At 70.7% G+C, this 13,170-nt stretch carries 15 protein-coding genes, 1 tRNA gene and 1 pseudogene; 6 read left to right on the top strand and 11 right to left on the bottom strand.

Annotation, left to right across the window (positions count from 1 at the left end; translation table 11 throughout):
• The first annotated feature begins 75 nt into the window (after positions 1–75).
• Both hisB and hisH read left to right on the top strand, forming a co-directional pair.
• The gene (hisB, locus tag B0A89_RS00850) at positions 76–657 is read left to right on the top strand and encodes an imidazoleglycerol-phosphate dehydratase HisB (protein WP_085376521.1); all 582 of its coding nucleotides are present in this window, start codon (positions 76–78) and stop codon (positions 655–657) included.
• 1 nt (position 658) lies between these two features.
• Positions 659–1,294 carry an imidazole glycerol phosphate synthase subunit HisH gene (hisH, locus tag B0A89_RS00845; RefSeq protein WP_085376520.1) on the top strand — a complete coding sequence of 212 codons (636 nt, stop codon included), beginning with the start codon at positions 659–661 and terminating at the stop codon, positions 1,292–1,294.
• 3 nt (positions 1,295–1,297) lie between these two features.
• Here the strand turns inward: hisH and B0A89_RS00840 are convergent, their stop codons facing one another.
• The 8 genes and pseudogenes from B0A89_RS00840 to B0A89_RS00805 all read right to left on the bottom strand — a co-directional run bounded on the left by B0A89_RS00840 (position 1,298) and on the right by B0A89_RS00805 (position 6,556).
• Entirely contained in the window at positions 1,298–1,699 is a 402-nt protein-coding gene (locus B0A89_RS00840; protein ID WP_157115371.1) for an arsenate-mycothiol transferase ArsC, read from the bottom strand.
• A 95-nt stretch (positions 1,700–1,794) separates the two neighbouring features.
• Positions 1,795–2,277, bottom strand: a complete 483-nt coding sequence (locus B0A89_RS00835) for a UPF0262 family protein (protein WP_085376519.1) — start codon at positions 2,275–2,277, stop codon at positions 1,795–1,797.
• Positions 2,278–2,518: 241 nt separating this feature from the next.
• Positions 2,519–3,832, bottom strand: a complete 1,314-nt coding sequence (gene hisD, locus B0A89_RS00830; RefSeq protein ID WP_085376518.1) for a histidinol dehydrogenase — start codon at positions 3,830–3,832, stop codon at positions 2,519–2,521.
• Between the two features lie 36 nt (positions 3,833–3,868).
• Positions 3,869–4,351 carry a GNAT family N-acetyltransferase gene (locus tag B0A89_RS00825; RefSeq protein WP_085376517.1) on the bottom strand — a complete coding sequence of 161 codons (483 nt, stop codon included), beginning with the start codon at positions 4,349–4,351 and terminating at the stop codon, positions 3,869–3,871.
• Position 4,352: 1 nt separating this feature from the next.
• Positions 4,353–4,853, bottom strand: a complete 501-nt coding sequence (locus B0A89_RS00820) for a DUF2948 family protein (RefSeq protein ID WP_085376516.1) — start codon at positions 4,851–4,853, stop codon at positions 4,353–4,355.
• Positions 4,846–6,128: pseudogene (gene murA / locus B0A89_RS00815) on the bottom strand (UDP-N-acetylglucosamine 1-carboxyvinyltransferase). Before murA ends, B0A89_RS00820 begins: the two are co-directional and overlap by 8 nt.
• Positions 6,128–6,355, bottom strand: a complete 228-nt coding sequence (locus tag B0A89_RS00810) for a hypothetical protein (RefSeq protein ID WP_085376515.1) — start codon at positions 6,353–6,355, stop codon at positions 6,128–6,130. The pseudogene murA and the gene B0A89_RS00810 overlap by 1 nt, the downstream one beginning before the upstream one ends.
• A 126-nt stretch (positions 6,356–6,481) precedes the next feature.
• A tRNA-Thr gene (locus tag B0A89_RS00805) sits at positions 6,482–6,556 on the bottom strand.
• Positions 6,557–7,100: 544 nt separating this feature from the next.
• On the opposite strand from B0A89_RS00805, the gene B0A89_RS00800 reads away from it, so the two are divergent.
• Positions 7,101–7,511, top strand: coding sequence for a group III truncated hemoglobin (locus B0A89_RS00800; RefSeq protein ID WP_085376514.1), 411 nt, complete (start codon positions 7,101–7,103; stop codon positions 7,509–7,511).
• 30 nt (positions 7,512–7,541) lie between these two features.
• Entirely contained in the window at positions 7,542–7,769 is a 228-nt protein-coding gene (locus B0A89_RS00795) for a hypothetical protein (protein ID WP_157115200.1), read from the top strand.
• Positions 7,770–7,884: 115 nt separating this feature from the next.
• On the opposite strand, the gene B0A89_RS00790 is transcribed toward B0A89_RS00795, so the two are convergent.
• Positions 7,885–9,261, bottom strand: a complete 1,377-nt coding sequence (locus tag B0A89_RS00790; protein ID WP_085378661.1) for a cytochrome P450 — start codon at positions 9,259–9,261, stop codon at positions 7,885–7,887.
• Positions 9,258–10,463 carry a hypothetical protein gene (locus B0A89_RS00785; RefSeq protein WP_085376512.1) on the bottom strand — a complete coding sequence of 402 codons (1,206 nt, stop codon included), beginning with the start codon at positions 10,461–10,463 and terminating at the stop codon, positions 9,258–9,260. The genes B0A89_RS00790 and B0A89_RS00785 overlap by 4 nt, the downstream gene beginning before the upstream one ends.
• 229 nt (positions 10,464–10,692) lie before the next feature.
• On the opposite strand from B0A89_RS00785, the gene gatB reads away from it, so the two are divergent.
• Positions 10,693–12,207, top strand: a complete 1,515-nt coding sequence (gene gatB / locus B0A89_RS00780; protein ID WP_085376511.1) for an Asp-tRNA(Asn)/Glu-tRNA(Gln) amidotransferase subunit GatB — start codon at positions 10,693–10,695, stop codon at positions 12,205–12,207.
• Between the two features lie 117 nt (positions 12,208–12,324).
• On the top strand, positions 12,325–12,921 hold the full coding sequence (locus B0A89_RS14900) for a DUF4177 domain-containing protein (RefSeq protein WP_205949764.1): 597 nt from the start codon (positions 12,325–12,327) through the stop codon (positions 12,919–12,921).
• Between the two features lie 7 nt (positions 12,922–12,928).
• On the opposite strand, the gene B0A89_RS00770 is transcribed toward B0A89_RS14900, so the two are convergent.
• Positions 12,929–13,132: a SlyX family protein gene (locus B0A89_RS00770; RefSeq protein ID WP_085376510.1), complete on the bottom strand. Its 204-nt coding sequence runs from the start codon at positions 13,130–13,132 to the stop codon at positions 12,929–12,931.
• Positions 13,133–13,170 lie beyond the last annotated feature (38 nt).

Genomic DNA, 13,170 nt, shown 5'->3' with positions numbered 1-13,170 from the left:
CAGCCGTTGCGGCGGCGCGCCGATCGGCGATAATGGCCCTTTGCCGAGAACCGAAAGGACTGCCCCGTGCCGCGCATGGCCACCATCACTCGCAAGACGGCCGAAACCGCGATCACCGCGGCGGTGAACCTTGACGGCACCGGGCGATCGGCCAGCGCCACGGGGATCGGCTTTTTCGACCACATGATCGACCAGCTGGCGCGCCATTCGCTGATCGACATCGATCTCGACTGCGCCGGCGACCGGCATATCGACGATCACCATTCCGTCGAGGATTGCGGCATCGCGCTGGGTCAGGCCCTGGCCCGCGCCCTGGGCGACAAGCGCGGCATCCGCCGCTATGGCGCCTTTCACCTGGCCATGGACGACGCGCTGGTGCGGGCCGCGCTGGATTTGTCGGGGCGGCCCTATCTCGTCTGGAACCTGCCGTTCACGGCGGCCAAGATCGGCAGCTTCGACACCGAACTGGTGCGAGAGTTCTTTCAGGCCCTGTCGACCCATGGCGGGATCACGCTGCATGTCGATCTGATCCACGGCCTGAACGCCCATCACGTCGCCGAGGCCGCCTTCAAGGCAGTTGCCCGCGCGCTGCGCGAGGCGGTCGAGCCTGACGCGCGGCTGAACGGCGCCCTGCCGTCCACCAAGGGCATGCTTTAGGATGCGCGTCGCCATCATCGACTATGACAGCGGCAATCTGCATTCCGCCGCCAAGGCGGTGATGCTGGCCGGGCGCGAGCGGGGGGCCGAGGTGTCCGTCACCGCCGACCCTGCCGCGGTGGCCCGCGCCGACCGGATCGTGCTGCCGGGCGATGGCGCCTTTCCGGCCTGCCGCGCCGCCTTTGACGCCGTGCCGGGCATGAACGAGGCGCTGTCGGATGCGGTGTGCCGGCGGGGTGTTCCCTTTCTGGGGATCTGCGTCGGGATGCAGATGCTGGCCGATACGGGCCTTGAACATGTCCCCACGCCCGGTTTCGGCTGGATCGGGGGGCGGGTGGAGCGCATCGCGCCGGCCGATCCGGCGCTCAAGGTGCCGCATATGGGCTGGAACGATCTTGCCTTCCGGCGCCCCCATCCGATCCTGGACGGCATCCCGGCGGGCGGGCACGCCTATTTCGTCCATTCCTGGCAGTTCCGGGTGGCCGACCCCGCCGACCTGGTCGCCGAGGTGGATTACGGCGGCGCCGTTACCGCGATCGTGGCGCGCGATAACATCGTCGGGCTGCAGTTCCACCCCGAGAAGTCGCAGGCCCTCGGGCTGCGGATGCTGCGCAACTTTCTGGACTGGCGCCCCTGATCGTCAGTCCTGCGGCTCGGTCGGCGGGCCGAAGCGCGTCAGCATCCGCTGGCGAATGTGATCGCGGACCTGCCGATAATGGGCGAGCCTCGCCTCACGCCCCTCGCCCAGCCCTGCCGGGTCCATGATCGGCCAGTATTCCACGTCCAGGTGATAGCTGCGCGTCATTTCCAGCGCTTGGCGCTGGCTGGCCGGGGTCAGCGCGACGACCAGGTCGAACTGGCCCAGATCGTCGCCCCAGGCGCGCATCTCATCAAAGCTGCGGGTGCGGTGGCGCGACAGCTCGACCCCGATTTCCTGGCAGGCGGCGATGGCAAAGCCATCGATCTCCATGTCGTTGCGCACCCCGGCGGATTGCACATAGGCCCGGTGGCCGTAGAATTTCTTCATCATCCCTTCGGCCATGGGCGAGCGGATGGCATTATGGTCGCAGCAGAACAGCACCGAGGCGGGGAAACCCGCCGATTGTTCCTTGCCGGGCGCACCCTGTGGCACGCCGCTCAGTCCGCAATCAGCGCGCAGATCAGCGTGAACAGGCGGCGCGAGGTGTCGATGTCGATCTCGGCCTTGCCGTCCAGCCGTTCCTGCAGGGTGCGCGCCCCTTCGTTGTGGATGCCGCGGCGGGCCATGTCGATCGCCTCGATCTGGGCGGGGGGCAGGCGCCTGACCGCCTCGAAATAGCTTTCGCAGATCTGGAAGTAATCCTTGACCACCTGCCGCAGCGGCCCCATCGACAAATGGAATTCGGCGCAGGGGTCATCCTGTTCGGACCGCAGATCGAACACCAGCCGGCGATCGCGCACCGCCAGCGTCAGCGCATAGGGGCCGGCCGGTGCGGCGGCCCCCCCGCGCGCGGGCAGCCGGATCGAGTTGTCCTCGAGCAGGTCGAACACCGCCACGCGGCGCTCCTGCTCCATCTCGGGGGTGGCGGGCGGCAGGGCGGAATCGTCGATCTCGACGCGGATCAGGCGGTCAGTGGACATGGGCAGCCTTATCGTGAGGCAAAAGCCGCCTGGGCGGCCGGATTCACCATTCCGCTGCGCGCCGCGGGAATCAAGGGCCGAGAACAGGCCGCCGCTTGAGCCGGCGGATGCCGATGCCCCAAAAGCGGGCGCGGCAGCGGCGATCCGTGGCTGCCTGCGCCCTTCATCCGCTTTCAGGAAGGGCACATCCGGCTACCTGGACCAAAGCTGCGCGGGGCCAGACAGGGTGCAAGGGCGCGAATCAGGGCCTCGGCAGGGGCGGCAGGTCGTCCAGCCTTGCCTGCACCGAACGGGCATGGGCGGGCAGCCCCTCGGACATGGCCAGTGTCACCGCCGCCGGTCCGATCGCGGCCAGCGCGGCAGGGGTCAGGCGTGACAGCGTGCTGCGCTTGAGGAAATCAAGCACCGACAGCCCCGACGAAAACCGGGCCGAGCGCGCCGTCGGCAGCACGTGATTGGGCCCCGAGACGTAATCGCCCGTCGCCTCGGGCGTCCAGGCGCCTAGGAAGATCGCCCCCGCATGGCGGATCTGCGCCGCCAGCCCTTCTGCATCGTCCACGCACAGTTCCAGATGCTCGGGCGCGATGCGGTTGGACAGCGCTGCCGCCTCGGCCAGATCGCGGGTGATGATGATGGTGCCATGGGCCTGCCAGCTGGCGCCAGCGATGGCGGCGCGCGGCAGCTGGGGCAGGATACGCTCGACCTCGGCTGCGACGGCGCGGGCAAGGCCCTGATCGGGCGTCATCAGGATCGCCTGCGCATCCGCGTCGTGTTCGGCCTGGGCCAGCAGGTCGAGCGCCAGCCATTCGGGATTCTGCGCGCCCTCGGCGATCACCAGAACCTCGGACGGCCCGGCGATGCTGTCGATGCCTACGCGGCCGAATACCTGACGCTTGGCGGCGGCCACATAGGCGTTGCCCGGTCCGGTGATCTTGTCGACGGGGCGCATCGTCTGCGTGCCATGGGCCATGGCCGCGATCGCCTGCGCCCCGCCGATGCGCCACACCTCGTCCACCCCTGCCAGCCGGCAGGCCAGCAGCACCAGCGGGTTCACCGCCCCGCCGGGGGTGGGCACGCAGACGACCAGCCGCTCCACCCCCGCAACCCGCGCCGGGATCGCGTTCATCAGGACCGAGGACGGATAGCTCGCCTGTCCGCCGGGGACATACAGGCCCGCCGCCGTCACCGGCGTCCAGCGCCAGCCAAGCTGCGCGCCGCTGGCATCTGTCCACAGGGCATCCTCGGGCATCTGGCGGGCGTGATAGGCGCGGATGCGCCCGGCGGCGAGTTCCAGCGCCGCGCGCTCGGCCGGATCGACGCGCGCGCAGGCGGCGTCGATCTCGGTTTCGGAAAAGCGCAGCGTCTCGGCCGTCAGGTCGGTGCGGTCGAACCGGGCCGTCAGCGCGACCAGCGCGGCATCGCCGCGGGCGCGCACCTCGTCGATGATGTCGGCCACCGCCGCCCCCACATCATCCGCATCCTCGCGCTTGGCCGCCAGCATCGCGGCAAAGCCTGCCTTGAAATCGGGATCGGCGGTGTTCAGCAGGGCAGGCATGGCGGTCTTTCTCGTTGGGGCGGGGGGCGGCGGCTCTCAGGCGGGCAGGGGGCGCATCATCTCGATTTCGATGACGCCGTCGCGGTTGGGAAAGGGCGCGCGCGGCGTGGGCTGAAAGCCATGCCGGCAATACAGGCGGATGGCCGGGTCATTGCCTGCGGCGACATGCAGCAGCATGCGCCTTGCCTGCCCGCTTGCGCGCCCCAGCAGATGGTGGATCAGCCTGTCCATCATGCCGGTGCCGCGCGCTTCGCGCCGGGCAAAGACCGACATCAGCATGGCTGCATCGGCAACGGTATCGTGCCGTGCCCAGCGGGCGACCGCCAGCGGATGGCCGGGAACATGGCCGGCGGCCCAGAAATCCGAATTATCCAGCGGCGGCAGGAAGTCGGCATCGGGCCGGTCCACCCAGTCCGCCCAGGCATCGGCAAAGATCCCCGGCGCATCCCTCAGCGCCGCCAGCCTGATGCCGCGCCATTCGCCCACCCGGTCGGGGGTCAGCTGCCACAACGCCGGCATGTCAGTCGTGCCGCGGTATCTCGCCCGCGACGGCGCGGTGCGGCCGGGCCACGTCACGCAGATCGACGCTGATGCATTCCGCCTCGACCGCGACGGTCCCGTCGCCGGCGAATTGCAGCATCAGCGTGCCGGTGCCGTCCGGGCCGGGCTGCCAGGCAAGGCTCAGCAGCGACAGCACCGTGCCCGGATCATCGCGGTCGATGCCGTCATGGCGCAGGCGCAGGACATCGCCGATCACCAGCAGGGCGCGCACCCGTTCGAAGGGGCGCCCCTCGGCGCGGGCGGCCTCGGCATCCTCCCACCGAAAGCGGCTGACCAGCAGCGACAGGCGGCGCGCGCGCGCATCCCAGGCCATGTCCGCCGCCGTAAGCACCGCATCCTGAGCCAGCGCGGCCAGCACGGCAAGATCGCGCGCGTCCTCGGCCCGGATGGCCAGCGGACGGTCGGCGTCGGCATCGGCAAAGCGTGCATCGCCGCCGGGCGGCGCAGGGACGTCAGGCATGGGCGGGCGGCTCCTTGATGCGCTCGATATCCGCGCCGACGGCGCGCAGCTTGCGCACCACTTTCTCATAGCCGCGGTCCAGATGATAGACGCGGCTGACCACCGTCTCGCCCTCGGCCGCAAGGCCGGCGAGGATCAGGCTGACCGAGGCACGCAGGTCGGTGGCCATCACGGGCGCGCCGCGCAGCCGCTCGACCCCGGTGACGCGGGCATGGCCGCCATGAACCTCGATCCGCGCGCCCATGCGCGTCAGTTCGGGCGCATGCATGAAGCGGTTCTCGAAGATCGTCTCCTCAAGGTCGCTGACCCCTTCGGCCGTGCACAGCAGCGCCATCATCTGGGCCTGCAGGTCGGTGGGAAAGCCGGGGAAGGGTTCGGTGCGCACGTCCACGGCCCGGATCCGGCCGTTCTTGCGCGCGACGGTCAGGCCGCGCTCGCTTTCCGTGACGCTGATGCCCGCCTCGTCCAGCTTTTCGCAAAAGCTCTGGACCAGTTCGATCCGCCCGCCGAGGCACGTCACCTCGCCCCCGCAGATCGCCGGGGCCAGCATGTAGGTGCCCAGCTCGATCCGGTCGGTCACGACCCGATGGGTGGCCCCGCCCAGCCGGTCCACCCCCTCAATGGTGATGGTGGATGTGCCCTCGCCCTCGATCCGCGCGCCCATGCGGCGCAGGCAGCGGGCGAGATCGACGATCTCGGGCTCGCGCGCGGCGTTGTTCAGCACCGTCGTGCCGCGCGCCAGCGTTGCGGCCAGCAGCGCATTTTCCGTGGCGCCGACCGAGACGATGGGAAAATCGACCACCGCGCCCCGCAGCCCGCCCGCGGGCGCCTTGGCATGGACATAGCCCTCGCGCAGGTCAAGCGCCGCGCCCATCGCCTCGAGCGCGCGGAGATGCAGGTCAACCGGGCGCGCCCCGATCGCGCAGCCCCCGGCAGCGACACCACCGCATGCCCGTGGCGCGCCAGCATCGGCCCCAGCACCAGGATCGAGGCGCGCATCTTGCGCACGATGTCATAATCGGCCCGGTGGCTGGACAGGGCATGGCTGGACATGGCCAGCACCTTGCCATCGTTCAGTCCCGTGACCTCGGCGCCCAGCGACTGCAGCAGGGCGGTCATGGTGCGGATGTCCGACAGGCGCGGCGCGTTGGTCAGCGTCAGCGGCTCGTCCGTCAGCAGCGTCGCCGGCATCAGTGTCAGGCAGGCATTCTTGGCACCCGCAATCGGGATATCCCCGTTCAGCGGCCCGTTGCCGCGCACCACAATCGTGTCCATCAGTCCTCGCTCGGCCCCGGCGGCGGCACAGGGGCCGCATGCGGTGGTTCTTGTGGCGGATGCATGCCCGCCCCGTTGTCGTTGTCGTCGTCATGCGCGCCGTCCGCGCGCTGGCGGGCCTGCGCCTTGCGCCGCGCCAGATTGGCGCGCAGCGCCGCGCCAAGGCGGGCATCGCGGCCGCCCGGCTGCGTGGCACCGGGCTTGTCGGATCGGCGGTCGCGGCTCATCGATCCCTGTTAATCGCAAGGACAGGTGCCGTCCAGCAGGCAGGGCGCGCAAAGGGCGCGCCAAGACAAGGCAAGGGCGAAGCTGCAGCCGATCGCAGCGGACAGGGATGGCAGCAGGGAAAGGCATGGTGCTGTGAGAGAGGATTGAACTCTCGACCTCTCCCTTACCAAGGGAGTGCTCTACCACTGAGCTACCACAGCGCCGGCGGTCCGGTCTGGACCGTGCGGGGCGATTTAGCGGCAAGGGCGGGGGGGCGCAAGGGGGCGTTTTCCGAAAACCGGCGGGCGGTCGGCAGCGTTCGCAGGCACGGTGCCGCTGGGCCGCCGCCGGGCGCTGGGCGAGCAAGCTTTCCGGAACCGGGAGATCGCGCCTTGTCGGGCGATGGGGGGCTCAGCAGGCGGCACAGGCCGCGCGGCGCGCGGGGCGACCATCCCCTTGGCGGCCTTGGCTGGCACGGGACAAGCGAAAACGGCCCCTGATACCGATTCGGCCCGTCAGGGCGGCAGGGCAGGCGCCGGGGGGGCGGCCAGAGGCGGCCTTTGGCTCAGCGGCGGCATCCTTGACCGGTCCGGCCCGGCAAGTCTTGCCCGTAACAGCCGGACGCCACGGTGCCGGCGCGGTTCATCCTGCCGGCCCTCAGCTGGCAAAGGCCCAAGCTTCATGAATGCCGCCATTTGCGGCCGGTCGGGGCCGCGTCCGATCCCCGCCTTGCCTGCGGCGCGGTTGCCGCCCAGTATCCCATCCATGAGCTTGCCGCCCCGCATTCCCGTCACGCCTGCGCAGATCGATCGGGTTGTCTCGGTCTTCTACGCTGCCATCCGCCGGCACGAGGTGCTTGGCCCGGTCTTTGCCGCCCATGTCGCCGACTGGCCTGCGCATGAGGCGCGCATCGCCGCGTTCTGGCGCAACGCGATCCTGCGCGAAGGGGGCTATGACGGCAATCCGATGCAGGTGCACAGGGATGCCGGCGACGTCAGGGCCGATCATTTCGACCATTGGCTGATGCTGTTCGATGCGACGCTGCTGCGCGAGCTGCCGGCCGAGGCCGCGCGGGCCTGGTCGGCGCTTGCGCACCGGATCGGCGCGGGGCTGCGGATGGGGGTGGGCGAGCGGTCCGGCGGCGGGGTGCCCATCCTGCGGCGCGGTCCGGCTTGATCCTGCCCGGCCGGTCCCCATATGCCCGTCATGATCCTGATCTTTGCAATGTTGGGTGCCGGTACCGGATGGCTCCTCTCGGCCCGCCGGGACGAACCTGCGCTGGTCGCCGCGCTGGTGGGCGCCGTCGGCGGGGCGCTGGGCGGCGTCGGCTTTTGGGTGATCGTGCGGCTGCTGGGCCTGTTCGCGGGGGCGATCGGCGCTGTTGCGGGCGCGGCGATGCTGCTGTGGGTGCTGCGCCTCTGGCGCGACCGCTAGGCATCCGGCCCGGCGGCCCCTGGCGCCCGGCTATGGGGGCCAGGCTGCTTGCGAAATAGGGAGCCGGGCCCGCGCAGGCGCACCCGCCGGAATGGCGGTGGACAGCCTGACCCCTTCAACGCTTCGGGTCGCAGTCGCGCCGTTCCAGCCTGATCGCGATGCCGTCGCGGCCGCGCACTGTCAGGCGCGCCACCGGCACCGGGTCGGCCGCGCCCCGGATCAGACGCAGGTCGCGGCAGATCAGGGCCAGCATCAGCGTCCCTTCGACCATGGCAAACCCCGCGCCGGGGCAGGCGCGCTGCCCGGCGCTGAAGGGGATATAGGCATTGCGCGCGCAGGACTTGCCGTTCTCGCTGTCCCAGCGGGCGGGGTCGAAGGCGTCGGGCCTGTGCCACAGCCGCTCATGCCGGTGCAGGTGCCAGGGTGACAGGACAACCTGCGTGCCGGCGGGCAGATCGCGCCCGCGCAGGCATTCGGGCCGGGTCGTCTCGCGCACCATCATGGGGACGGGCGGGTAAAGCCGCATCGCCTCGCGGAACACGGCGCGGGCGGTGCGCAGGCGGGCTATTGCGGCAAAGTCGGGCAGGTCGCCCGGCGGCATCACGCGCCGGGCCTCGGCCGCCACGCGGTCCTGCCAGGCGGGCGCGGCGGCCAGCAGCCACAGCGCCCAGGCCAGCGCGCTGGCCGAGGTTTCGTGACCCGCCAGAAAGAAGATCGCCACCTGGTCCACCATTTCGGCGGGCGAGAAGGGCTGGCCCGTCACCGGGTCCGGCGTGGTCATGATCTTGGTCGCCAGATCGTCGGGCGCGGCGCCCGCTGCGATCCGGGCGGCCCGGTCCTGCACCAGCTGCGCGATCAGGCCGCGGATCACGCCGGCGGTGCGCCGGGTCCGCCGCCCGTGCCAGCGCGGCATCCATCCGGGCAGGCGCACCATGGCGGCAAGGTTCACGATGGGCTGGGCATCCTGATGGGCGCGGAAGGCGGCGAACACCTCGGCGGCGATCCTGTGCTCGATGGGGATCGAGAAGAGCGTGCGGAAGATCGCATCGGCGGCGGCGTGGCTGGCCTCAGGCTCGATGTCGATCTCGTCCCCGGCGCGGGCGGCAAGGCGCTGGGTGGCGGCCAGCGCGGCGGCGCGGATGGCGGGGAAGGTCTCGCGCAGGCGGCCGCCCTCGAAGGCGGGGTCGATGATGCGGCGCTGGCGTTCCCACAGCGCGCCATTGGTGACAAAGACCGACTGGCCCAGCAGCGGCGCCAGACCCTCGCGCAGGCGGCTCGACTTGGGGAAATCGCCGGGGCGGTCCTGCAGGACCAGCCGCACCAGCGCCGGATCGTTGCACAGGACGCTGCGGACGAGGGGGCTGCGGAAATCGGCCATCCAGGCGCGGTAGAGCCGCGAGGGCAGCGCCGACAGCAGATCGCGCCTGAAGCGCAGCGCATAGCCGATTGCGGTGCCCCGCGCCTCGGTCGTGGGGGGCTTGGGCGGGATCACGCCTGTCCCCGTGCCCGGCCCGGCCAATCGTTCACCGCCCGCGCGATGCGCCCCGGCGAATGGGCGCGGCCGGCAAAGCGTTCGGCCAGCCGCAGGGGACCGGCGGTGATCGCGAAATAGTCGTAGTCACCCGGCCGGTCAAAGGCGCACAGATACTGGAAATGCAGCCGGAACCATCGCCCGCGCAGCGCCTTTTGCCGCTGCGGCGACAGGGTCTGCCGAAAGGCGGCCGACAACACGAGCGGCCCGCGCCGGTCCGGCGGCTCTACCCCCGAAACGGCGACCGGATCGCACAGGCCGAAACAGCATGCATCCCCCGGCGCGGTGACATCCACCCAGAAAAGCTCGGGCCGCGCGGAAAGACAGCGCAGATCGGCCCGCAGCCGCCCGGCGCGGGGCAGAAAGGACGCCATCGGCACCACATGGCCCAGCGTCAGCAGCGCCAGCCGCCCATCCGCCGCGGCGCGCCCCGACCGGACCAGGTCGGCCAGCACCGACACCGCCAGATAGGCGCCCGAGGAATGGCCGACGACGAGCACCTCGTCCCAGTCGCCCGCCAGCGCGCCGGCCACACGGTCGGCAAAGGCGGCGATCCGCCGTTCAAGCGCGGCCGGATAGGCACCGCCATGCCGGGCCGTGAAGGCATAGTCATGCATCAGGTAATAGGCGAAGACGCGCCCGTCGATGCGCCGGAACCACCACAGCAGCCCCCCCGCGGCAAGCGCCGCCGGAACCAACCCCGCCAGCCAGTGAACCGCCCCGTGCCCGGCCCACAGGATGGCCGCGCCCAGCAGCATCGCCGCCGCCGCCTGCGCCAGCAGCACCGCCACCGGATAAAGCGCCGCGATGACCGGCCCCCGCCGCAGCCGCATCAGCCGGAACAGCGCGCCCGAGCCGACATAGGCCCAGAGGGTGCGCACCAGCTGGGCATAGGTCGCCGCGACCGAGCGCCCCATCGATTGCTGGACCACGTCGGCCCAGGCCAGCACCTCGATTTCGGCCCGCGCCTCGCCTTCGGCAAAGCGCCCCTCGGCTGCCCAGCCAAAGCCTGTCCGTTCCCGCCGGGGGCCGAAACCCAAGTGATAGCCGGAAATCCGAGCCTGCTGCGCGCCCTCGCGCCGGTAAAGCTCGCGATAGCGCCGCGGCGGAATGGGATCGTAGCCGGGCACATACAGAACCCGTCGGCGGAAGGGTCGGCTCATCTGCGGTCCTGGCGGTTGCGCGCACAGCTTAGACAGCATGGAGGGGCAGGGAAAGGCGCGGCAGGGTTGCGGCAGGAACAGGCGCAGGGACAGGGGCCGGGGCGGCGCAGGCCAGGATGGGCGCCCCATCCGCCGCCGAAAGCCCGGCGCGCAGGCAGCGGAGGCCGCCGCGCCCTTGCCCAGCCCCGGTCGCCGCCCTAGAACGGCCGCGACCAGCCCGGAGACGCCGATGCCCGACCACCTCACCTTCACCGCGCCGCAGCCCAAGGTCATCGCGGGGGCCAGGGGCGACTGGGAACTGGTGATCGGGCTGGAGGTCCACGCGCAGGTCGCCTCGAACGCCAAGCTGTTCTCGGGCGCCTCGACCTCCTTCGGGGCCGAGCCGAACAGCAATGTCAGCTTTGTCGATGCGGCGATGCCGGGCATGCTGCCGGTCATCAACGAATACTGCGTGGCGCAGGCCGTGCGCACCGGCCTGGGCCTGAGGGCGGCGATCAACCTGCGCAGCGCCTTTGACCGCAAGAACTATTTCTATCCCGACCTGCCCCAGGGCTATCAGATCAGCCAGCTCTATCACCCCATCGTGGGCGAGGGCGAGGTGATCGTCGACATGGGGCCGGGCATCGCCCGCCGCGTCAGGATCGAGCGCATCCATCTGGAACAGGACGCCGGCAAGTCGATCCATGACATGGACCCGGCCCTGTCCTTCGTGGACCTGAACCGCACCGGTGTCGCGCTGATGGAAATCGTCAGCCGCCCCGACATCCGCGGCCCCGAGGAAGCGGCGGCCTATGTCGCGAAGCTGCGCCAGATCATGCGATACCTGGGCACCTGCGACGGCAACATGCAGAACGGCAACCTGCGCGCCGACGTGAACGTGTCGGTCTGCAAGCCCGGCGATTACGAACGCTTCATCGAGACGGGCGATCATTCGGTGCTGGGGACGCGCTGCGAGATCAAGAACATGAACTCGCTGCGCTTCATCCAGGCCGCGATCGAATACGAGGCGCGCCGCCAGATCGCCATCATCGAGGATGGCGGGCAGGTGGTGCAGGAAACCCGCCTTTACGACCCCGACAAGGGCGAGACGCGGTCCATGCGCTCCAAGGAAGAGGCGCATGATTACCGCTATTTCCCCGATCCCGACCTGCTGCCGCTCGAGATCGAGCAGGGCTGGGTGGACGATATCGCCGCATCGATGCCCGAGCTGCCCGATGCCAAGAAGGCGCGCTTCGTGTCGGCCCTGGGGCTGTCGGAATACGACGCCGGCGTGCTGACCGCCGAGGTCGAAAACGCCGATTTCTTCGAGGCCGTGGCGCAGGGCCGCGACGGCAAGCAGGCCGCCAACTGGGTCATCAACGAACTGTTCGGGCGGTTGAACAAGCAGGGGCTGGCGATCGGCGACAGCCCGGTATCGGCGGCGCAGCTGGGCGGGGTGCTGGACCTGATCGGCTCGGGCGAGATCTCGGGCAAGATGGCCAAGGACCTGTTCGAGATCGTCTGGACCGAAGGGGGCGATCCGGCCGCGATCGCAAGCGCGCGCGGGATGAAGCAGGTCACCGATCTGGGCGCCATCGAGGCGGCGGTGGACGAGATCATCGCCGCCAACCCCGCACAGGTGGAAAAGGCGCGCGCCAATCCCAAGCTGGCCGGCTGGTTCACCGGGCAGGTGCTGAAGGCCACGGGCGGCAAGGCCAATCCGGCGGCGGTGAACGAGCTGGTGGCGCGCAAGCTGGGCCTGTGAGCGATCGCGCCAGGGGCGCGGCCCTGCCGGGCCTCACCCCCTGGTGAGCCGCCGGCGCTGGCATGGCTGGCGGCCTTGGGCTAGACCGCAAACCGGAGCCAGCGGAAGGAGCATGCCATGCAGCCCTATGAGTATACCGTCCTGCCCGCGCCGAATCGGGGCGAAAAGGTGCGCGGCGCAAGAACCGGCGCGGACCGGTTTGCCCATGCGCTGACCACCGAGATCAACCGCATGGCGCAGGCAGGCTGGGAATATGTCCGGGCCGAGACACTGCCCTGCGAGGAGCGCAGCGGCCTGACCAGCCGCACGACCGTCTATCACAACCTGCTGGTTTTCCGCCGCGCGCTGGCCGTTGCCGCCCCCCGCCCGGTCGCCTCGGCCGAGCCGCCGGCGCTGCGCGCCGCGCCGCACGCAGCCGCCCCTGCACAGCCTTCCGCCGACTGGCCCGATGGGGGCGCGGGCGCGCAGCCTGTCGCGCCAGCCAGTGCATCGGCGGTCGATCGGTATGACGAGCCGGGCTTTGATCCCGAACCCGGCGCGCGCGCCGCCTCGCCCCAGGCCGATGCGGCACCGGGGCCGGCATCAGGGGCGTCATCGGGGGCCGAGCCTCCGGCCTTTACCCGCCGCCCGCCGCTGGCCGCGCGCACCGATCAGGCCCGTCCGGTCTTTTCGGGGGGCATGCCGGGCGGACGGCTTGGCCCCGCCGAACGCTGAGCAGGCGTCACCAGTGCGGCGGGCGCTGATCCGCCAGGGGGATGGTGTTCCCCTCGGCCGCCTCGCGGTCGGCCTCGCGTTCCATCAGCATGCCGACGCGGCGGGCCATGCGGCGCAGTTCGCCATCCTGCCGGGCGATGACCTCGGACAGATCCTCCACCATGCGCTCCAGATGCGAGAGGCGCTCCTCGACCCGCTGCAGCTTGTCCATCCCCAGCCCTTCCGCTAATCGGTCCCGGCATCTCACGG

The organism is Paracoccus contaminans (genome assembly GCF_002105555.1).
GTDB classification, from domain to species: domain Bacteria; phylum Pseudomonadota; class Alphaproteobacteria; order Rhodobacterales; family Rhodobacteraceae; genus Paracoccus; species Paracoccus contaminans.
The sequence above is the reverse complement of the archived record's forward strand: the minus strand, read 5'-3'. Positions and strand labels throughout refer to the sequence as shown.

What these genes read in the sequence shown, in the direction of transcription:
- B0A89_RS14900 (WP_205949764.1), top strand. Translation starts at nt 12,325, where the DNA reads ATGCAGCCCTATGAGTATACCGTCCTGCCCGCGCCGAATCGGGGCGAA.
- hisB (WP_085376521.1), top strand. Translation starts at nt 76, where the DNA reads ATGGCCACCATCACTCGCAAGACGGCCGAAACCGCGATCACCGCGGCG.
- B0A89_RS00810 (WP_085376515.1), bottom strand. Translation starts at nt 6,355, where the DNA reads ATGAGCCGCGACCGCCGATCCGACAAGCCCGGTGCCACGCAGCCGGGC.
- B0A89_RS00825 (WP_085376517.1), bottom strand. Translation starts at nt 4,351, where the DNA reads ATGCCGGCGTTGTGGCAGCTGACCCCCGACCGGGTGGGCGAATGGCGC.
- B0A89_RS00770 (WP_085376510.1), bottom strand. Translation starts at nt 13,132, where the DNA reads ATGGACAAGCTGCAGCGGGTCGAGGAGCGCCTCTCGCATCTGGAGCGC.
- gatB (WP_085376511.1), top strand. Translation starts at nt 10,693, where the DNA reads ATGCCCGACCACCTCACCTTCACCGCGCCGCAGCCCAAGGTCATCGCG.
- B0A89_RS00785 (WP_085376512.1), bottom strand. Translation starts at nt 10,463, where the DNA reads ATGAGCCGACCCTTCCGCCGACGGGTTCTGTATGTGCCCGGCTACGAT.
- hisD (WP_085376518.1), bottom strand. Translation starts at nt 3,832, where the DNA reads ATGCCTGCCCTGCTGAACACCGCCGATCCCGATTTCAAGGCAGGCTTT.
- B0A89_RS00840 (WP_157115371.1), bottom strand. Translation starts at nt 1,699, where the DNA reads ATGGCCGAAGGGATGATGAAGAAATTCTACGGCCACCGGGCCTATGTG.
- B0A89_RS00820 (WP_085376516.1), bottom strand. Translation starts at nt 4,853, where the DNA reads ATGCCTGACGTCCCTGCGCCGCCCGGCGGCGATGCACGCTTTGCCGAT.
- hisH (WP_085376520.1), top strand. Translation starts at nt 659, where the DNA reads ATGCGCGTCGCCATCATCGACTATGACAGCGGCAATCTGCATTCCGCC.
- B0A89_RS00795 (WP_157115200.1), top strand. Translation starts at nt 7,542, where the DNA reads ATGATCCTGATCTTTGCAATGTTGGGTGCCGGTACCGGATGGCTCCTC.
- B0A89_RS00835 (WP_085376519.1), bottom strand. Translation starts at nt 2,277, where the DNA reads ATGTCCACTGACCGCCTGATCCGCGTCGAGATCGACGATTCCGCCCTG.
- B0A89_RS00800 (WP_085376514.1), top strand. Translation starts at nt 7,101, where the DNA reads ATGAGCTTGCCGCCCCGCATTCCCGTCACGCCTGCGCAGATCGATCGG.